6 protein-coding genes and 1 pseudogene are annotated in these 19,704 nt (G+C 68.2%); 4 read left to right on the top strand and 3 right to left on the bottom strand.

Translation table 11 applies throughout. The features are described 5' to 3' along the window. The 3 genes and pseudogenes from Q0627_RS00570 to Q0627_RS00580 all read right to left on the bottom strand — a co-directional run. Window positions 1–440 (bottom strand): annotated as a pseudogene (locus Q0627_RS00570) (hypothetical protein); the annotation flags it as partial. Between the two features lie 166 nt (window positions 441–606). Continuing rightward, window positions 607–831 carry a helix-turn-helix domain-containing protein gene (locus tag Q0627_RS00575; RefSeq protein WP_291020368.1) on the bottom strand — a complete coding sequence of 75 codons (225 nt, stop codon included), beginning with the start codon at window positions 829–831 and terminating at the stop codon, window positions 607–609. A gap of 227 nt (window positions 832–1,058) precedes the next feature. Further along, window positions 1,059–2,087 (bottom strand): site-specific integrase, encoded by a 1,029-nt coding sequence (locus Q0627_RS00580; RefSeq protein ID WP_298807146.1) that lies wholly within the window; start codon window positions 2,085–2,087, stop codon window positions 1,059–1,061. 441 nt (window positions 2,088–2,528) lie between these two features. On the opposite strand from Q0627_RS00580, the gene Q0627_RS00585 reads away from it, so the two are divergent. From Q0627_RS00585 to Q0627_RS00600, 4 genes are all read left to right on the top strand, one after another. Next, window positions 2,529–4,355, top strand: coding sequence for a long-chain fatty acid--CoA ligase (locus Q0627_RS00585; RefSeq protein WP_298807148.1), 1,827 nt, complete (start codon window positions 2,529–2,531; stop codon window positions 4,353–4,355). A gap of 139 nt (window positions 4,356–4,494) precedes the next feature. Beyond that, window positions 4,495–6,099: a PfaD family polyunsaturated fatty acid/polyketide biosynthesis protein gene (locus Q0627_RS00590; RefSeq protein ID WP_291020374.1), complete on the top strand. Its 1,605-nt coding sequence runs from the start codon at window positions 4,495–4,497 to the stop codon at window positions 6,097–6,099. 65 nt (window positions 6,100–6,164) lie between these two features. Beyond that, the gene (locus tag Q0627_RS00595) at window positions 6,165–13,058 is read left to right on the top strand and encodes a type I polyketide synthase (protein ID WP_298807151.1); all 6,894 of its coding nucleotides are present in this window, start codon (window positions 6,165–6,167) and stop codon (window positions 13,056–13,058) included. Continuing rightward, window positions 13,055–19,678: a beta-ketoacyl synthase N-terminal-like domain-containing protein gene (locus Q0627_RS00600; protein WP_298807153.1), complete on the top strand. Its 6,624-nt coding sequence runs from the start codon at window positions 13,055–13,057 to the stop codon at window positions 19,676–19,678. The genes Q0627_RS00595 and Q0627_RS00600 overlap by 4 nt, the downstream gene beginning before the upstream one ends. Window positions 19,679–19,704: the final 26 nt, after the last annotated feature.

Below are 19,704 nucleotides of genomic sequence, written 5' to 3' on the forward strand. Positions count from 1 at the left end.
GCGGGCCCGGTCGGTTTGCGGGCGGGGGGGGAAGTCCGTTGGCCCCCTCCCCCCCGCCCGCGCGGCCGCGGGGCCACGGGCGGGCCGGCCCCCCCCCCGCCGACCTTGAACCGCACCGCTTCGGCTGCGCACTTGTCGGCCGTCCCTTTACCGCCACCGCTGGCACCGACCGACGCCGTGAGCAAGTTCAGCGACACCGCACCGCCGATGATCGGCGGGAGCACGACCGTCGGCGGCACCGCCGCCACCGCCCGCATGAGCACGCCGGACAACACGCTGTAGCGCTCGGCGCTGCGGGAGTCGGCGAACGCTGCGATGTGCGCCAGGGTCTCGGTCGAGTCGAACAGGGAGCTGTTGACCTTCATGGTGGCGCGCAGGTACTCGGTCGCCATGGAATCGGCAGATGCCCCACTGTTGGCGGTATTGTCGACCTTGGACATTCGGTGTGTCCTTCTTTCTCGGACCCCCGGCCTGACTCGGTGACAGGCCGGGGGTCACTCGTTTCTACGGACGGAATTACGTTGTGGCGCTTGGGTTGTGGCGGTGAGGCGAGCCGGTCCGTAACCAGACACTCGCCCCACCGCCTCACCGACCGCGCCAGTTGGTCTAGCGGGCCGCGAAGATCGCTTCGGGGATATGCGGCCGCATGAGTGCATCGACGTCGGCGACCTTCACCCGGATGCGGGACCTCGGGGCGTCGTTGAGCCGGTAGGCGCGCAGCTCGCCCCGGTTCACCATGTCGCGAAGCTGGTATTTCGAGAATCCGATACGGATCGCGGCGTCGGCCAGGGACATGAATACGGGCTCGGCTACAGGTTCGTTAGTCGCCATGGGTGACGGTTTCCTCTGCTCTCGGGAGTCGATGACCCTTGGCCGGGCGTGAGGCGTGAGCGTGAGGGGAGCGTGGGCGTGATGGCCAAGTGCTGACGACAGTACACAACAGGCACGCGAAAGTCATTGGTACACAATGACTATGAGAGTCGCCGTTGTGGTCCGGGGCATGAGTCGACCCCCGCCAGCAGGTGCCGACGGGGGTCGTGGTCGAGGTCGGGGGAGTGCTACCTACCGGTGGCCAGCGCAGCTATCCGTTCCGCAAGCAGGGCGTCGCGGTCGGCGGCCCGCTCGGCGTAGTGCAGGGCCATTTTCGGGGAGCTGTGCCCGAGACGGGCCATCGACTCGGCGATCGTCGCCCCGGCGTACGCGGCCACCATTCCCGCATGGTGGCGCAAGTCGTGGAACCGCAGCGTCTCACGGCCCGCAGCGGCACGGGCGCGGTGCCAGTGGGGGCGGAACTTGCCCTCGGTGATCCGCTGGCCGTCGGCGTCGGTGAACAGGGGGGCGCCGTCACCGGGTCCGGTGTGGTCGACCAAGTGCGAGGTCAGTGCCTCGCGGACATGCGGGGGCACCGCTACTACGCGGGTGGACGTCTCAGACTTCGGCGCCGCGATCTCGGTCACACCGCCCCGACGGGTCATGCCCTTGGACACGTTGACTGTCGACCCATCTGTGGCGACGTCGGCCCGGTCGAGGGCGACCACCTCACCGAACCGCAGCCCGCACCATGCGGCCAGCAACACAGCAGCGGCGAGGTCCTCGGGCATCTTCCCTGCAAGGACATCGACCTCGGGGGACTCGATATGCACCACCGACCGGGCACGGCGGACTTTGGTCGCGTTCGGCACCTTGCACGGGGTCACCGGCAACAGTCCTTCGGCCACCGCAGCGGAGAACATCGAACTGACCATCTCGTAAGCGCGTGCCCTGGCCGTCGGCGTGCTCGCGTCGAGCTGCCCGAACCACTCGCGGACGTCAGCGACCGTTACATCGGTGATCGGCCGGTCGGCCAGCGTGGTACCGATCAGTCGGGTGTCGATAAGGTACCGGTACGAGTCCTTGGTCCTCCGGCTCATCGGCTTGTCCCGATGCCAGTCCTCGGCGAACTGCCCGACGGTGGTCGCGGCCTTCGCTGCCTTCGCCGCGCGGTCGGCCGGGGGAGTCCAGTTGTCGAGGTCGATCAGCCGCCGCTCACCTTCGAGCCATGCCACCGCAGCCGACTTGGTGGGGAAGGTGGCACCGGGCCGGTGCATCGTCCCGGCGTGGTTGTATCCGGCCGACCATCGTCCCGAACGTTCCTGTCGAGTCCGGCCGAAGCCTAATCGCCGTGGTTGCTTCGCCCGTGCCATTGTCTGCCCCATCTCTCGCGGTCGAGTTGCACAACAACTGCACAACAGTGACTGTTCAACACTGTACTTCACTGTCGTACTTCGAGGTGAGAAAAACACCTACTGAGCTGGTCATTATGGCGAGAACGTCGAGGTCGGCGAGGGTATGCGATTACCGCGTTCGGCTGGTTCGATCCCAGCCGGGACCACCGAGAAAACCTCCTGATACTCAGAAGGTTTCTGTTTCCCAGCCCGGTTGTGGCCTGCCTCTGGGCGCACGTCCATTTTTTTGCGAATCAGACATCTGAAGTCCGATTCGGCGTTACCGTGGCCGGAATCCACCCCCACACTCCCAAGGATTTCGCCATGCCCGAAGACTTGATCACCTTCCCGCACGAGTCCGGCAAGGACGTCTCGACACTTCCCGAAGGGTTTCAGGAGACCATCAGGATCCGGCCGGACGCGATCGCGTTGCGGAACGTCGGTGGCAGCGTGCAGATCACCTGGCGACAGTACGGCGAACGCGTCCGGGCAATCGCGCAGGGCCTCGCCGGTCTCGGGGTCAAACCCGGTGACACCGTCGGCATCATGTTGACCAACCGGCCGGAGTTCCACCTCGTCGATACCGCCGTGCTGCACTTGGGTGCCGTCCCGTTCTCCATCTACAACACCAGCGCTCCGGAGCAGGTCGAGTATCTTTTCGGCAATGCCGGAAACGACGTAGTGGTAACCGAATCGGTGTTTCTGCCGATCATCACCGCCGCGAAGACCGCAATCGAAACGGTCATCACCGTCGACGGCGCGGCGGGGACCCTGGCCCTGGCCGCACTGGAGTCCGCGGATGCGCCCGCCGGCTTCGACTTCGACGCGAGCTGGCGTGCGGTGACACCCGGGGATCTCGCCACCCTGATCTACACCTCCGGAACCACCGGACCGCCCAAGGGCGTCGAGGTCACCCACCGCAACATGATCGCCGAACTGGCCGCGCTGGCCGAGCATTTCGACGTCGGCTTCGACGACCGCCTACTGTCCTATCTGCCGGCTGCGCACATCGCCGACCTTGTGTCCACCCACGCGAGCAACATGATCCGCGGGCTGTTGATCACCTGCGAGCCCGATCCGCGGGCCATCGCCGCCGCGCTGCCTGATGCCCATCCGACCTTCTTCTTCGGTGTGCCCCGCGTGTGGCAGAAAATCAAGGCAGGTATCGAGGCAAAACTGGCCGAGGCGGACGGGATCAAAGGCACGTTGGCCGACTGGGCACTCGGTGTCGGCGATCAGGTTGCCGGTCTCAAGCTCGAGGGCAAGACGCAGTCGGGGCTGCTGGCCGTCCGGCATTCCCTCGCCGACAAGCTCGTCCTGTCGAAGTTGCGTGCGGCGATCGGTATGGACGCCATCAGATTTGCCGCTTCGGGTGCTGCCTCGATCCCACCGGAGGTACTACGGTTCTACCTCGGCCTCGGTATCCCGGTCCTGGAGGTGTGGGGTATGTCGGAAAGCACTGGCTGTTCGACTCTCACGACGCCCGACAACCTCGCGATCGGCACCGTCGGGCGCCCCGTTCGGGGTGTCGAGGCAAAACTCGCCGCCGACGGTGAGTTGCTGATCCGGGGGCCGGTGGTGATGCGCGGCTACCGCAATCAGCCGGAGAAGACCGCCGAGACCATCGACGCCGACGGCTGGCTCGCCACCGGCGACATCGCCACCATCGGCACCGACGGCAATGTCACGATCGTTGACCGCAAGAAGGAACTGATCATCAACGAGGCGGGCAAGAACCTTGCCCCCACGAATATCGAGAACACGATCAAGGCGGCGTCCCCGTTGATCGGCCAGATCGTCGCGATCGGCGAGGGCAAGCGCTATATCGCGGCACTCGTAGTGCTCGATCCGGACCTTGCGTCGGTGAAGGCACACAAGCTCGGGCTGGATGGGTCCGACCTGGTCGCCGTCTCCGCGCACCCCGACGTGGTCGCTGAGGTGAAGGCGGCGGTGGCGGCGGGCAACAAGAAGCTCTCGCGCGTCGAGCAGGTGAAGCGCTTCGTGATCGTGCCGACGCCATGGGAGCCCGGCGGTGACGAACTCACCCCTACCATGAAGCTGCGCCGTAACCCGATCACCGCCAAGTACGCCTCGGAAATTGTTGCGCTGTACGCGGATTCGGTGGAAGACGGTGTCGTCGACATGCGCTGACAGGCGGACCGGATGTCGGTCGCCACGCATGTTTCCCGGGCGGCAGCCAGATTCGGATCGGCACGGTTTGCTGTAGCGGACGCTTGGTTGTGAGCAGCGTGATAGACGACACTTCGGAACTTTGTTAGTGTCACCTCTCATGCACTCGACGTTGCTGGGGCTCTCCCATGCACAAGTTGCCCCAGCGGACACCCGGCCAGGTGTCGGCGTTGCCGAGGCTCTTGCTGAAATCCGTAAGCCTGTTGCGGTCGTATCGTCAGCGCTCGGGCCCGTACCCGTCGTGGTGGGCGACGGTGGTCTGGCCGAGATCGCCGGAGAAGAATTGCTGGCGCTGCTGCCGCCCATCTACCCGGAATGGCTCGGTGAGCGATCGTTCACCGCCGCTCATGGCGTGCGCTTTCCCTACGTCGTCGGTGAGATGGCCCGTGGCATCGCCACACCCCGCATGGCGATCGCCGCGGTTCGGGCCGGCGGTATGGGCTTCTACGGCAGCGCCGGCCTCGACCTGGATACCGTCGAAGCGGGCGTCCGTGAGATTCAGGAAGCCCTCGGGCCGGACGCCCCCGGATGGGGAGCCAATCTGATCCACAATGTGCAGGATGACCGTCGCGAGATGGCGACAGTCGAACTGTTCATCCGCATGGGTGTGCGCTGCGTGTCCGCCTCGGCGTTCATGCAGCTGACCCCGGCAGTGGTGCTCTACGCGGCCAAAGGCCTGCGCCGCGGCGGCGACGGTCAGATCCTGCGGTCGGGCCGCATCTTCGCCAAGGTGTCCCGTGACGAGATCGCCCGGCACTTCCTGATGCCGGCGCCCGAGCAGATGCTGCACGCCCTGGTCGCCGAAGGCCGGCTCACCGCGGAGGAAGCCGCCCTGGCCGCCGAGGTTCCCATCGCCGAGGACATCACCGCGGAAGCCGATTCCGGCGGTCATACCGACAACCGCGCGCTCACCGTCCTGCTGCCGCGTCTGATCGCGTTGCGCGACGAGATCGCCGAACAGTACGGCTACGCGGTCCTGCCGCGCGTGGGTGCGGCCGGCGGCATCGGCACACCCGCCGCGGTGGCGGCCGCGTTCTCCGCGGGTGCCGCCTACGTCCTGACCGGTTCGGTCAACCAGTCGGCCTTGGAGAGCGGGCTGTCCGAGGACGGCCGCGACCTGCTGGCACTGGCCCAGGCCACCGACGTGGCGACCGCTCCCGCCGCCGACATGTTCGAGATGGGTGTGACCGTCCAGGTTCTCAAGCGCGGGACCATGTTCGCTCAGCGCGGCCAGCGGCTCACCGAGTTCTACCGCAAGTACAACTCGTTCGACGAAGCCCCCGCCGACGAGGTGCAAAGCCTGGAGAAGACGGTGCTGCGCCGCGCGATCTCCGACATCTGGGCCGAGACCAGGGACTTCTTCTCCACCCGCGATCCACGTGAGATCGCACGTGCTGAGTCCGACCCACACCATCTGATGGCACTGGTGTTCCGCTGGTACCTGTTCTCCGGTGCGCAGTGGGCACGCGAGGGTGACACCGACCGCCGCGGCGACTACCAGATCTGGTGCGGCCCCGCGATGGGCGGATTCAACGATTGGGTCAAAGGGAGCTTCCTCGAACCCGTCGGCGCCCGCACCACCGGCCAGATCGCCCTCAACCTGCTCGAAGGTGCGGCGACCGTCACCCGCGCCGGCCAGCTACGCACCGCGGGCGTCGAACTGCCGCCCGGCGCATTCGATTTCCGCCCCAGACCACTGGGTTGACCGACCATCCGGGCTGACTGCCCACCGGAATTGTCCTGTCCAGGCTTGCACAGCGAAGAGGAATTTTGAGCGACACCGCGAAGAACCACGTTTCCCCACCAGTTGCCGTTATCGCCATGAGTGCGATCTACCCGGGGGAGACCGGTCTTGAGGGCTACTGGCGGACTGTCTCCGGTGGCCGTGACGCCATCACCGAGGTGCCGCCCACACACTGGCTGATCGACGACTACTACGACGCCGATCCGTCGGTACCGGACAAGACCTATTGCAAGCGGGGCGGATTCATTGACCCGGTGCCGTTCGACCCGGTCAAGTTCGGTATTCCGCCGAACGCGTTGCAAACTACCGACTCGGCGCAGATCCTGGCTCTCATCGCTGCCAAGCAGGTCCTCGACAAGGTGACCGGTGGCCGTGATGATGTCGACCTCGACCGGACCGACATCATCCTGGGCGTGGCCTCCACCACCGAACTCGTCGTGCAGGCAGGCGCGCGGCTGCAGGGCCCGGTGTGGCGTAAGGCGATGCTGGAGAACGGCTTGTCCGAGGCCGAGGCCGAGGAGATCTCCGGCGATATCGCCGCCCATTACCCGCCGTGGGTGGAGAGCACCTTCCCGGGCCTGCTCGGCAACGTGGTCGCCGGACGGGTCGCCAACCGGCTCAACCTCGGTGGCTGCAACTTCGTGATCGACGCCGCGTGCGCGAGTTCGCTGGCATCGTTGCAGTCGGCGCTGCACCGGCTGTATCTGCACGAGGCCGACACCGTCATCACCGGCGGCGTCGACGCCCTCAACGACGTGATGATGTACATGTGCTTCTCCAAGACCCCGGCCTTCTCCAAGTCGGGCGACATCCGGCCGCTGTCGGACGGCGCTGACGGAACCCTCATCGGTGAAGGCGTGGGCATGGTCGCCCTCAAACGCCTCGATGACGCCGAACGCGACGGCGACGACATCTATGCCGTCATCCGCGGCATCGGCTCTTCCTCGGATGGCCGCGCATCCAGTGTGTACGCCCCGCGCTCGGAAGGTCAGGCCAAGGCAGTCCGCGCGGCCTACCGGAACGCCGGGTACGAACCCACCACCATCGGCCTGCTCGAAGCGCACGGCACCGCCACCAAGGCCGGTGACGCCGCCGAGTTCGCCGGACTCAAGTCGGTGTTCACCGATACCGACAACCGGATCGCGATCGGCTCGGTGAAGTCCCAGATCGGTCACACGAAGGCCGCCGCGGGCGCCGCCGGACTCATCAAAGCCATTCTTGCGCTCCAGCATTCGACCCTTCCGGGGACCCTCAAGGTGGAGCGGCCCAACCCCGATATGGGTATTGAGGAGACGCCGTTCTATATCAACAGCACCACCCGTCCGTGGGTGCGTACCGACGAGACGCCGCGCCGCGCATCGGTGAGTTCGTTCGGCTTCGGTGGCACCAATTTCCATGTGACCCTGGAGCAGTACGAGGGCAAGAACCAGGCGCGGCGGCTGCGCACGTTGCCCACCGAGCTCGTCGTGCTCAGCGGCGCGAACGAGGCCGAATTGGGGGCCAGGGCCACCGCGATCATCGAGCAGGCCCGTGGCGGCGAGAGCCTCGCGCGCATCGCGTTCGAGGCCGCACAGGAATTCGACGCATCGCAGAGTGCGCGGGCGGCACTGGTTGCCGATGACACCACGGTGCTGACCACGCTGGCCGAGAAACTGCGCACCGCGCTGGCCGACGGCAAGGGCGCTCAGCTCAAGGACCGCAACATCTTCGTCGGTTTCGGCGCCCCGCGCGAAGGTAAGACCGCCTTCCTGTTCCCGGGTCAGGGCAGCCACTACATCGGGATGGGTGCCGACCTGGCCCTCGACTTCCCCGAGGCACTTGAGGTCTGGGACGGTCTGACCGGCGATCTCGCCGACCTGCACAACGCGGTCTACCCCGAACCGGCCTTCGACGACGAGACCCGCGCCGTGCAGAACAACGCGCTGACCTCGATGGAGACCGCCCAGCCGGCGATCGCAGCCATCAGCCTTGCGCAGTTGGCGTTGCTCGATGAACTCGGGGTCAAGGCCGATGCCGCCGCCGGACACAGCTTCGGTGAGGTCACCGCGCTCGCGGCGGCCGGTGTGCTGCCCGTCGATCGGTTGATGGAAACCGCACGGACGCGTGGCCACCTGATGGCTGAGGCCGGTAGCGGCAAGGATGCAACGATGCTGGCGATCATCGCCGGCGCCGACGAAGTACGCGCACTGCTCGACGCGCAGCCGGAGACAGACGGCACCCTGGTCATCGCCAACGACAACGGCCCCCGCCAGGTGGTCGTCGCCGGGCACATCGCCGAGATCGAGAACGTCGAGCGGGCGGCTGGCGAGGCGGGTCTGCGGACCAAGCGCCTCACGGTCGCCTCGGCGTTCCACTCGCCGATCGTGGCGGAGAGTTCGGCGCCGTTCGCCGAATACCTCAACACGCTGCCGCTCGGCGAGTCGCACCTGACCGTGTATGCCAACGCCACCGCACAGCCGTACGGCGACGACCCGACCGCCCAGCTCGCCGACCAGGTTCGTCAGTCGGTGCGTTTCCGGGAGATGATCCAGGCGATGGCCGCTGATGGCGTCACCCGCTTCATCGAGGTCGGGCCCGGCCGTGTGCTCACCGGACTGGTCAACCAGATCCTCGGCGACACCCCGCACCTGGCAGTGGCCCTCGATGATCCCAAGGTTGCGGACCTGCGCGGCTGGCACCGCGGTCTGGCCGCACTCGCCGCCGACGGCGTCTCCCTGGATCTGGTCACGCTCTACGACCACTACGAGGAGCCCGCCAAGTTCGTGGCCGCGCCCAAGTACGCGGTGATGGTCGGCGGCGCCAATGTCGGCAAGCCGTATCCGCCGGCCGACGGCAAGGTGGTCATCACCCCCAAGCGCAAGCGCACCCCGCTCGCGGCCGCTGCACCGACAGCGGTTTCGGCACCGGTGAAGTCGGTTGCCGCACAATCTGTCCCGGCCGCACCGAAGCCGGCTCCGGCAGCGCCCGCCGCAACACCCGCACGCGCGGTGTCGGCCGCCCCGGTGGCCGCAGCGCAGCCTCAGCGCCCACCGACACCCGTGCCCGCAGCAGCAGAAAGTTCCACTGTGACCTCACAATCGCAACCGGCCTCCGGTGCGCCCGCCCCCCGTACCGCTTCGGCACGCGCCGCTGCGCCGGCCGATGACGCTCCGCTGTCGATGGACGCGTGGAGTTTGATCGACCGCATCCAGAAGGAGACCGCCGCCCAGCACGAGCGGTATCTGGACGTCGTGGCCGACAGTCACCAGCAGTTCCTCGACATGTCGACCCGGATGCTCGCCGAGATCGTCGGTGACCCGGCGTCGGCGGCCGTAGTGACCCCGCAGCGTGCGGCATCCGCAGCGGTTCAGGCTCCGGTGGTGCAGGCTCAGGCCGCGCTGGTCGCACCCGCACCGCAGCCCGCTCCCGTGGTCGCGGCTGCGCCCGCTGTTGCCCCGGCCGCACCGGTGCCGGTCGTCGTCAAGCCCGCCCCTGCACCCGCACCCGTCGCGGCTCCCGCCCCGGCCGCTGCTGCGCCGATCGTCCCGGCTCCTGCCGCCGCGCCGGGCAAGTCGGCCAGCGATGTGGTGCTGGAGATCGTGTCGGAGAAGACCGGCTATCCCGCGGACATGCTGGGTCTGGAGATGGAGATGGAGGCCGAGCTCGGTATCGACTCCATCAAGCAGGTCGAGATCCTGTCCGCCTTACAGGCCAAATACCCCGGCGCACCCGAAATCCCGGGTTCGGAGCTGGCGTCGATGCGGACCCTGCAGGACGTCGTGAATGCCACGTCGTCGTTCGTCTCCGCCGCACCGGCTCCGGCCGCTGCTCTGGTTGCCGCGGCGCCCGCTGCTGCGCCGGGCAAGTCGGCCAGCGATGTGGTGCTGGAGATCGTGTCGGAGAAGACCGGCTATCCCGCGGACATGCTGGGTCTGGAGATGGAGATGGAGGCCGAGCTCGGTATCGACTCCATCAAGCAGGTCGAGATCCTCTCGGCGCTTCAGGCGCAGTACCCGGGTGCCCCGGAGATCCCCGGTTCCGAACTGGCGTCGATGCGCACCCTGCAGGACGTGGTGAACTCGGTGTCCTCGTTCGTCACCGCCGCACCGGCTCCGGCCGCTGCTCCGGCTCCGGCCGCCGCGCCCGGCAAGTCGGCCAGTGACGTGGTGCTGGAGATCGTGTCGGAGAAGACCGGCTATCCCGCGGACATGCTGGGTCTGGAGATGGAGATGGAGGCCGAGCTCGGTATCGACTCCATCAAGCAGGTCGAGATCCTCTCGGCGCTTCAGGCGCAGTACCCGGGTGCCCCGGAGATCCCCGGTTCCGAACTGGCGTCGATGCGCACCCTGCAGGACGTGGTGAACTCGGTGTCCTCGTTCGTCACCGCCGCACCGGCTCCGGCCGCTGCTCCGGCTCCGGCCGCCGCGCCCGGCAAGTCGGCCAGTGACGTGGTGCTGGAGATCGTGTCGGAGAAGACCGGCTATCCCGCGGACATGCTGGGTCTGGAGATGGAGATGGAGGCCGAGCTCGGTATCGACTCCATCAAGCAGGTCGAGATCCTCTCGGCACTGCAATCCCGCTACCCGGGTGCCCCGGAGATTCCCGGTTCCGAGCTCGCGTCGATGCGCACCCTGCAAGACGTGGTGAACTCGATCGCGGGTTTTGACGGCGGCAGCGCTACGACGGCCAAAGCCGTTGCCGCAGCATCTGATTCGGCCGATTTCGACGCCACACCCACTGTCGGTCTGAGCTGCACCGAAGCGCAGCTGCGTGTCGTACCGCCAGCCGGTTTCGCCATGGGTGGCCTGCAGGACGGCGACGTACTGATCACCTGTGAGGACCCGGCCTTTGCCGACGCCCTCGAACGGGTGCTCGTCACCCACGGCATCAAGGCCAGGGCCGTCGACGAGGTGCCCGACGAGGCAGGCGCGGTCATCAGCCTCGCCGCGCTCGGCACCGTCCGGACCCCCGACGAGTGCGTCGACATGCACGTGCGCGCCTTCCATGCCGCCCGGGCTGTCGCCAAGAGCAGCGCCGCATCACGAGTGTTCGTCACCATCCAGGCCACCGGCGGCACCTTCGCCGGCGGCGACGTCCCGACCGGCGTCGCCAGCCTTGTCAAGACCGCGAGCTGGGAGTGGCCCAACGCATCAGTGCGCGCCATCGACATCGAAATCCTCGATCCTGAACGGATCGCGGCCGAACTCCTCGCCGGCGGCAGCGGTGTCGAGGTGGCCCTGCGGGCCGACGGCACGCGCCTGGTCGCCATCGACGAGGTCGACGCCACCGAGGTCGGGGAGACCATCCCCGTCCCGGCCGAAGGTGTCGTCGTCGTCACCGGCGGTGCCCGCGGCGTGACCGCACGCTCGGCGCTGGCACTGGCCAGACGGCACGGTCTGCGGCTGGCTCTGCTTGGCCGCACCGCACTGGCGCCGGAGTCGGCGGACGAGCCGGCCGGCACCACCGCCACCGAGATCGCGACCGCACTCGCATCCTCGGCCCGCGCCCGCGGGGAGTCCCTGACCCTGCCGCAGGCCCGCGCCGCAGCCGAAAAGCTGCTTGCCGCAAGGGAAGTTCGGGAGACGCTAGCGACCGCCCAGCGGCAAGGGACGGTGGCACAGTACTTCGCCGCCGACACCACCGACCGGGATGCGCTGTACGCCTCGCTGGAGCAGGTGCGTCACACCCTCGGCCCGATCGTAGGGCTCGTCCACGGCGCCGGCGTCCTCGCCGACCGCCGTCTGGAAGACCTCGAGGACGACGGCTTCCTGCGGGTATTCCGCACCAAGCTGATCGGTGCCGAAACCCTCCTGGCGGCCACCTCGGCCGATGAACTGCGGTTCATCGCCTTGTTCTCATCCATTGCGGCCCGCGCCGGCAACCCCGGACAGGCCGCCTACGCCTCCGCCAACGCGGCACTCGACTCCATCGCGGCCCGCGAGGCCCGTCGCCGCGGCGACAACTGCGTGGTCCGGGCGTTCGGCTGGGGTCCGTGGGACGGCGGCATGGTCGACGCGACGCTCAAGAGCCGCTTCACCGAGGCAGGCGTCGGAGTCATCCCGATCGGGGAGGGTGCCGAGTTCTTCGCCCGGCACGCCCTGGGACGGGCATCGGCCACCGCCGTTGTGGTCGCCGCCCCGGCAGCACCGCAGCTGCGGTCGACCACCCTGTCCTGGGACATCTCCGTGGAGGCGGCGCCGGTGCTCGCCGACCATCAGGTGCGCGGCAACGTCGTTATCCCGGTGGTGTTCGTTCTCGATGCCGTACTGCGTGCAGTGCGTGGTCTGGCCGACGCAGACGCCCCGGTGATCCGGGACTTCCGCGTGCTGTCGGGAGTGACGTTCCCGGCAGGGGAGCAGCACGCGCTGACCATCGAGGTCGTGGCGGATGGCGCCGCCTACGCGGTCAGCATCCGCGACGCCGGCGGCCTGACCCGCTACAGTGCCCGAGTCGAATCGGGGTCGGCCACTGATCTGCCGGTGTCGGTATCGGCTGCCGGTGACCGAGCGTGGCCGTTCGGAGTGGCCGATGTGTACGCGGGACCGCTGTTCCACGGACCGGCGTTCCAGGTGATCGACCAGCTCACCGCATTCGGTGCGGCCGGCGGTTCGGCCCTGCTCAAGGTGAAGGGTGAGGCCGGCTGGACCGGCGGCGCCTGGTCGACCGATCCCGCCGCGCTCGACGGCGCCCTGCAACTGGGCATTCTGTGGGCCTCGGCGCAGGGAATGCCGCTGGTTCTCCCCGTCAGCGTGGGGCGTGCGGTGTTCACCGCACCGTTCCCCGCTGAAGGTGAAGTGCAGTGCCGTCTGGCGGCGTTCCCGCTCGGCGACAAGCGTGTCGACTACGACATCGTGTTCGAGACCACCGACGGTGCACCGATCGCGTCACTTGAAGGTGTCGAGTTCTATGTCGCCGGTAACGCAGACGGTGCCACCGCGTGAGCGATTTCGCGCCGATCGCGATCGTCGGCCGCAGTTGCCTGCTGCCCGGAGCATCGACCCCGAGTGACCTGTTCGACGCCACTCTGGCCGGCCGCAGCCTGCTGACCCCCACCCCGCGCGATCACTGGCGCGGGGTGGACCCGCAGGCGTTGGCAACCAGCGACAAACCGGGCCTGCGGGTCGCCTCGGCCACCGGCGGCATCGTGGACGACTCTGCGCTGGACCTGACCGATATCGCGGCACGGATCCCGGACTTCGATCGGCTTGATCCGCTGGTGAGCTGGCTGGCGCACTGCGTGCGGACGGCGCTGCCCGGCAACGAGGCAACGACGCGAACCGGTCTGATCGTCGGCAACCTGTCCTACCCGTCGACGATGAACACCGCGTTCGTCGAAAGTGTCTGGGCGGGCGGCGAGGACGTCGACCCCCGCAACCGGTTCTCCTCGGGCTTGCCGGTGCACCTGGTCGCCGGGGCGCTGGGCCTCGACGGTCCGGCGTACGCCCTCGACGCCGCGTGCGCGTCGTCGCTGTACGCGATCAAACTGGCCTGTGATGCCCTCCATGACGGCGCCGCCGACCTGATGCTCGCCGGAGGTATCAACGGCGCCGACGATCTGTTCCTGCATCTCGGGTTCACGTCCCTGAGGGCACTGAGCCCGTCGGGCCGCTCCCGCCCGTTCCACGCCGAAGCCGACGGCCTGGTGCCGTCCGCCGGTGCCGCCCTCGTCGCTCTCAAACGGCTCGCCGACGCCGAACGCGACGGTGATCGCATTCTCGGTGTCATCAGAGGCGTCGGGTTGTCCAACGACGGCCGCCAGAGCGGCATCCTGGCGCCGGCGGCGTCCGGGCAGACCGCCGCGATGCGTGATGCGCTTGCCCAGGCGGGCCTGGATCCGGCCGATGTCGACTACATCGACTGCCACGCCACCGGCACCGTCCTGGGCGATGCCACCGAACTGGAAAGCCTGCGCGAAGCCTACGGTGACGCACCCCTCAAACTCGGTGCCCTTAAAGGCAACCTCGGGCACACGATCACAGTGTCGGGGGCGGCGAGCCTGGTCAACGTGCTCTCGGCGATGGAGGCCGGCACGCTGCCGCCGTCGCTGTGCGACACCCAGACCCCGGCCCTGGCCGACACCCCGTTCACGCTGGTGACCGAACCCACCCGCTGGGACGCGGCCGTCAAGACGGCGGCGGTCAGCAACTTCGGGTTCGGCGGCAACAACGCCCACCTGATCGTCCAGAACTACGTACCCGCCGAGCAGCAATCGCCGGCAACGCCGCCCGCACGGCACGACGGCGACGTCGTCATATGCGGTCTGGGGGCGGTCACCGGCGACACCGCCGACATCGACGAATTCCGCAGGCGCGCACTCGGTCCCGAAGCCGAACCGACCGCGCTCGACAATGTGCGACTCGAACTGGCCGGCCTGGGTTTCCCACCCAGCGAACTCAAGGGCAGCCTCGCCCAGCAGACCACGGTCCTTGCCGCCGCCGCGCAGGCGCTGCACGGGATCGGCACCGAACGTGATCGCACCGGCGTCGTCATCGGCATGGGCTGCGATGCGATGATCGGCCGCCAGCGCCTTCGGGTCCTGCACACCGACGACGAGGCGTGGCTGACCGCCAACACCCAATCGGCGCCGCAACTGACCGCCGACGGAGTGGTGGGCACGATGCCCAACATCCCCGCCAACCGCATTCACGCTCAGCGTGACTTCCGCGGGTTCGGGTTCACCGTGTCCAGCGAGGAACTGTCGGGCATCACCGCCCTGAAGATCGCCGCCCGCGCGTTGCGCGCCGGAGAACTCGATACCGTGCTCGCCGGCGCCGTCGATCTGTGCCGTGAACCGGCGCACCGACGGGCAGCCGATGCCGTCACCGGCGACACCACCGAGCACGGCGATGCCGCGGTGGTGTTCGTCCTCAAACGGCGCGCCGATGCCGAGGCCGCAGGGGAGCAGATCCTTGCAGTCCTCGACACCGACAGCACCCCGGACACCGACAGCACCCCGGACGCGGATTCGGCGGCGATCGCCGCGGGCCGCTTCGGACGTACCCACGCCGCATCGGCGGCCGTCGAGATCGCCGCACAGGTCATGGCGCTCGGTTCCCGAGTCCGGGTCGAGCCCAGCGGTCCGCAACCCGCGCCGGCCGAGAACACCGCCCAGGTGCGGGTATCCGCGCTCGGCGGCCGCACCGACAGTATCGGCGTGCGCGTCGACACCGATGCTCCCGCGCCACTGTCACCCGGACTGCTGCCGATCACCGAGCGATATTCCGCCGGTAGTGATGCCGAACTGCTGGACGCACTACGCAGCGGCCGGCAGGGCGGCGACGGACCGGTACGGTGCGCGCTCGTCGCCGACAATCCGGCCACCCTCGACACCTTGCGCCGCGGCGCCGCCGACCAGCTCGCGCGCGGTGCGGCACCGGCCGGGCCCGGCATCCTGTTCGCCGACGCCCCGATCAGCGGCGAGATCGGCTTCACCTTCACCGGTGCGGCCGCCGCCTATCCCGGAGCAGGCCGCGAACTGCTGCTGGCCTGGCCCGAGGTGGCCGAGGCACTGGCACAACGGTTTCCCGGCGGCGCCGACCTGGTTCCGGAGATGTACGGCGACGACATCACCGGCCTGGATCCGTACTTCCAGCTGACCGGCTGCGCGGTCGTATGCCAGACCCAAGCCGAATTCTCGCGGACCGTGCTGGGCCTGCAACCGACGGCAGCGATCGGTCTGTCATCCGGCGAGACCAATTCACTGATGGCATTCGGGGTGTGGCGCGACCTGCAGCCCATGCTTGCCGAGATCGTCGACTCACGCATGTACGGTCGGCAGATCACCGGTGAATGCCGCATCGCCGGCGAGGCCTGGGGCGAGGGCAGCAAGCCCACCGAGTGGGAGTGCTGGCGGATCAGCGCACCGCGCGAGCAGATCGACGCGGCGCTCGCAGCAGAACCTCGCGCCTACATGACGATTGTGCAGGCACCCGACGATTGTGTGATCGGTGGCGACCCACAGGCGTGCAAACGGGTGATCGAGGCGCTCGGCAACCCGCCCAACATGTACCTCGGCCTGGACATGGTGATCCATTGCGAGGCGATGACACCGTTCACCGACGTGTGGCACCGCATCCACTCCCGCGAGACCTTCCCGGTGCAGGGCGTGCGCTTCTACAGCAACGGCGTCACCGGCGCGTACACCCCGACCCGTGAGGCCGCGGCCGACGCGATCACCCGGCAGGCACTCGAACCGATCGACTTCCCCGCCACGATCCGTCAGGCATGGGATGACGGCGTCCGCGTCTTCGTCGAGCACGGCCCGCGCGGGATCCTGACCGCCGCGATCCCCAAGATCCTCGGCGATCGGCCGCACGTGGCGGTTGCCCTCGACGCACAGGAACGGCGTGGGCTGCGCGCACTCGCCGAGACCGTGTCCAAGCTGTGGGTGCACGGGGTGCCGGTGGCCGTCGAGAACTTCGACGCCCGCATCCAGTACCTACGGGACCAGCAGTCCGGCGAATCGTCAGAATCCGTGCGCACATTGAGCTTTGCCGGGCACTGGCCCGACATCACGCCCGCTGCCGGAGCTTCCGCGACCGCGACCCCCGCGACCGCCAGTCCTGTGGTACCGCCGGCCCCGAGTGCTCCGGGCGGCCCCAACGGTCAGGCCGTTATATCACCGAAAATCATTGAACCAGTGGCTGTTTCAGCAGACCAGAAGGTGAGTTCCCTGATGCCCGTACCCGACACCGCCCCGGCACAGCACATGCCGCCGGCACCGTCGTACCCACCCGCGCTGGTCCTGCCGCAGACCGTGGTCACCCAGACCGAGTACGTGAGCGTTCCCGCCGCTGCGTCCGCCGCACCCACCGGCCAGGTACCGGCACCCACGGTCAGTGACCCGTCCGCCGCGGTGCTCGGCGTCATCGACTCGGTCGGTGCCGCGCACACCTCGTTCGTCGAACGACAGGCGCAGGCACATGCCGCGTTCCTGCAGACACGTGAGGCGATGCTGGCGGTGGTTGCCCGCCGCCGCGGTGAACTGCCTGCACGTATTGTGGCCGGTCCATCGGCACCTGCCGCTGCGCCGTCCGCCGCAGCGGTCGTCGCCGCGCCAGTGATCTCCACACCTGTGGTTTCCGCGCCGGCAGCGGCTGCACCCGTCGTCGCCGCGCCGGCAGCGCCGGCCCCGATCGCGGCCCCGCCGGCACCCGCGCCGGCCGCAGCTCTCGTGCCGCCGCAGACACCTCCTGTGCGTGAGGAATCGGCCCCCGCTCCGTCGGCCGCGGGACCGGCTCCGCTGTGGACCCGCGCGCAACTCGAAATCCTCGCCGGAGGCAATGTCTCGGAGGTCATGGGGCCGAAGTTCGCCGAATACGATCAGTACGAGCGGCTGGTGCGGATGCCCGAACCGCCGCTGCTGCTGGCCGACCGGGTGATGAGCATCGACGGTGAACCGGGCACCATGAAGACCGGCACCATCGTCACCGAAACCGACGTCGACCCCGACGCCTGGTACATGCACAACGGACGCATGTCACCGGGTGTGGTCATCGAATCGGGGCAGGCCGACCTGCTGCTCGCTTCGTGGCTCGGCGCCGACTTCAGCAACCGCAGCGAACGTGTGTACCGGCTGCTGGGCTGCGATCTGACGTTCATGGGTGAGCTGCCCAAGGGCGGGGAGACGCTGCACTACGAGATCCACATCGACGGCCATGCCAAGACCGGCGACACCCGCCTGTTCTTCTTCCACTACGACTGCTACATCGGCGACCGCCTGATGATCTCGGTCCGCAACGGCCAGGCCGGGTTCTTCTCCAACGCCGAACTCGCCGACTCCGACGGTGTGCTCTGGGATGCCGCCGACGACGCACCCCGCGAGGGCGCTCGCCGCGACACACCGCCGCAGGTCACCACCAAGCGGTCCTTCAGCGCCGCCGACCTGGAGGCCTACGTCGACGGTCACGCCTACACCTGCTTCGGTGAGGGCTTCGAGCGTGCCGCCGCGCATTCGCGCACCCCGTCGCTGCCCAAGGGCCAGCTGCGGTTGTTCGACGAGATCGCCGAATTCGATCCGGAGGGCGGCCCGTGGGGCCGCGGCTACCTGCGCGCCCGCGCGCACGTGCCGGCCGACTCCTGGTTCTACAACGGGCATTTCAAGAACGACCCGTGCATGCCCGGCACCCTGATGGCCGATGCGGCCACGCAAGCACTGTCGTTCGCGATGGCCGCCTACGGCTTCACCATCGAACACGACGGCTGGCGCTTCGAGCCGGTGCCCGACGAGATGAGCCGGTTCGTATGCCGCGGGCAGGTCATCCCGGACGCCGACCACACCCTCGACTACGAGGTCTTCATCGAAGAAATCGTCGACGGACCCATCCCGACGGTGTACGCCGCATTGCTGTGCCGCAGCGACGGTTTCAAGGTGTTCCACGCCCGCCGCTTCGGTATCCGGCTGGTCCCGGACTGGCCGATGCCCCCGGGTGCCCCCGGCCCGGTGCACATCCTGGAAGGCACCACCGACGTTCGCGGCGACTACGGTGCGCTGCTCGCCTGTGGTCGCGGCATGCCCTCGGACGCGTTCGGTGAGCTGTACAAGCCGTTCGACGGCACGCGTCGCGCGCCGCGTCTGCCCGATGAGCCGTACCACTTCGTCTCGCGGATCATCAGCGTCGACAGCCCGCCCGGGGTGCCGACCAAGGGCGGCACCTGCGTCGCCGAATACGACGTGCCCGCCGACGCCTGGTACCTGGCCGACACCCACTCTGATGCCGTGCCGCTGTCGGTGCTGATCGAAATCCTGCTGCAGCCGTGCGGCTGGCTGTCCTCGTACAACGGCTTCGCCGCCAATCGTCTCGACGACGTGCTGTTCCGCAACCTCGACGGCAAGAACATCACCCAGCTGCGCCCGGCCCTCGTCGGCACCTTGCGGGTGTCGACGACGATGGAACGCTACGCCGAGGGCGGCGGATCGACGATCTGCTTCTTCGACGTCGTCTGCACCCAGAACGACGAAGTGGTCATGACGATGAACACCGCGTTCGGCTTCTTCAAGCCGGAGGCGATGGAGAACCAGGTGGGTCTCAAGTCGCCGCAGTTCACCCTCGACGGGCTGAACGCAGAGGCCCCGGTGAACGTCGAGTACCTCGGTCCGGAACTGTCCGGCGCGCCGTACCTGCATCAGGGACGCCTACAGGTGCTCGACCGTGTCAAGTTCTGGCCGGGTGCCGGCGAGGCCGGTCTGGGCCGCGCCGTCGCCATCTACGACGTGCACCCGGAGGCCTGGTTCTTCAAGGCGCACTTCTTCCAGGACCCGGTGCAGCCCGGCTCGCTCGGCCTGGAAGCGATGCAGCAGTGTGCTCGTGCCGCTGCCCGGCTCGCCGGTGTCGCCGACGGTGCCACCCACTTCGAGCAGGTCGCCCACGACCAGTCCTTCGACTGGAGCTTCCGCGGCCAGGTCACGCCGCTGGCCAAGTTGGCCCGCTCGGCCGTGGAGATCCTGTCGGTGGAAACCGACGAACGCGGCACCCTCGTCGTGTTCAACGGCACCTTCTGGGTCGACGACCTGTGCATCTACGAAACGAAGAAGATGGGCGTCCGCGCCGTCCGCGCCTGACACACCCCTCGATTGTGTGAATCCAC

It is taken from the genome of uncultured Gordonia sp. (genome assembly GCF_937858515.1).
GTDB lineage: Bacteria > Actinomycetota > Actinomycetes > Mycobacteriales > Mycobacteriaceae > Gordonia.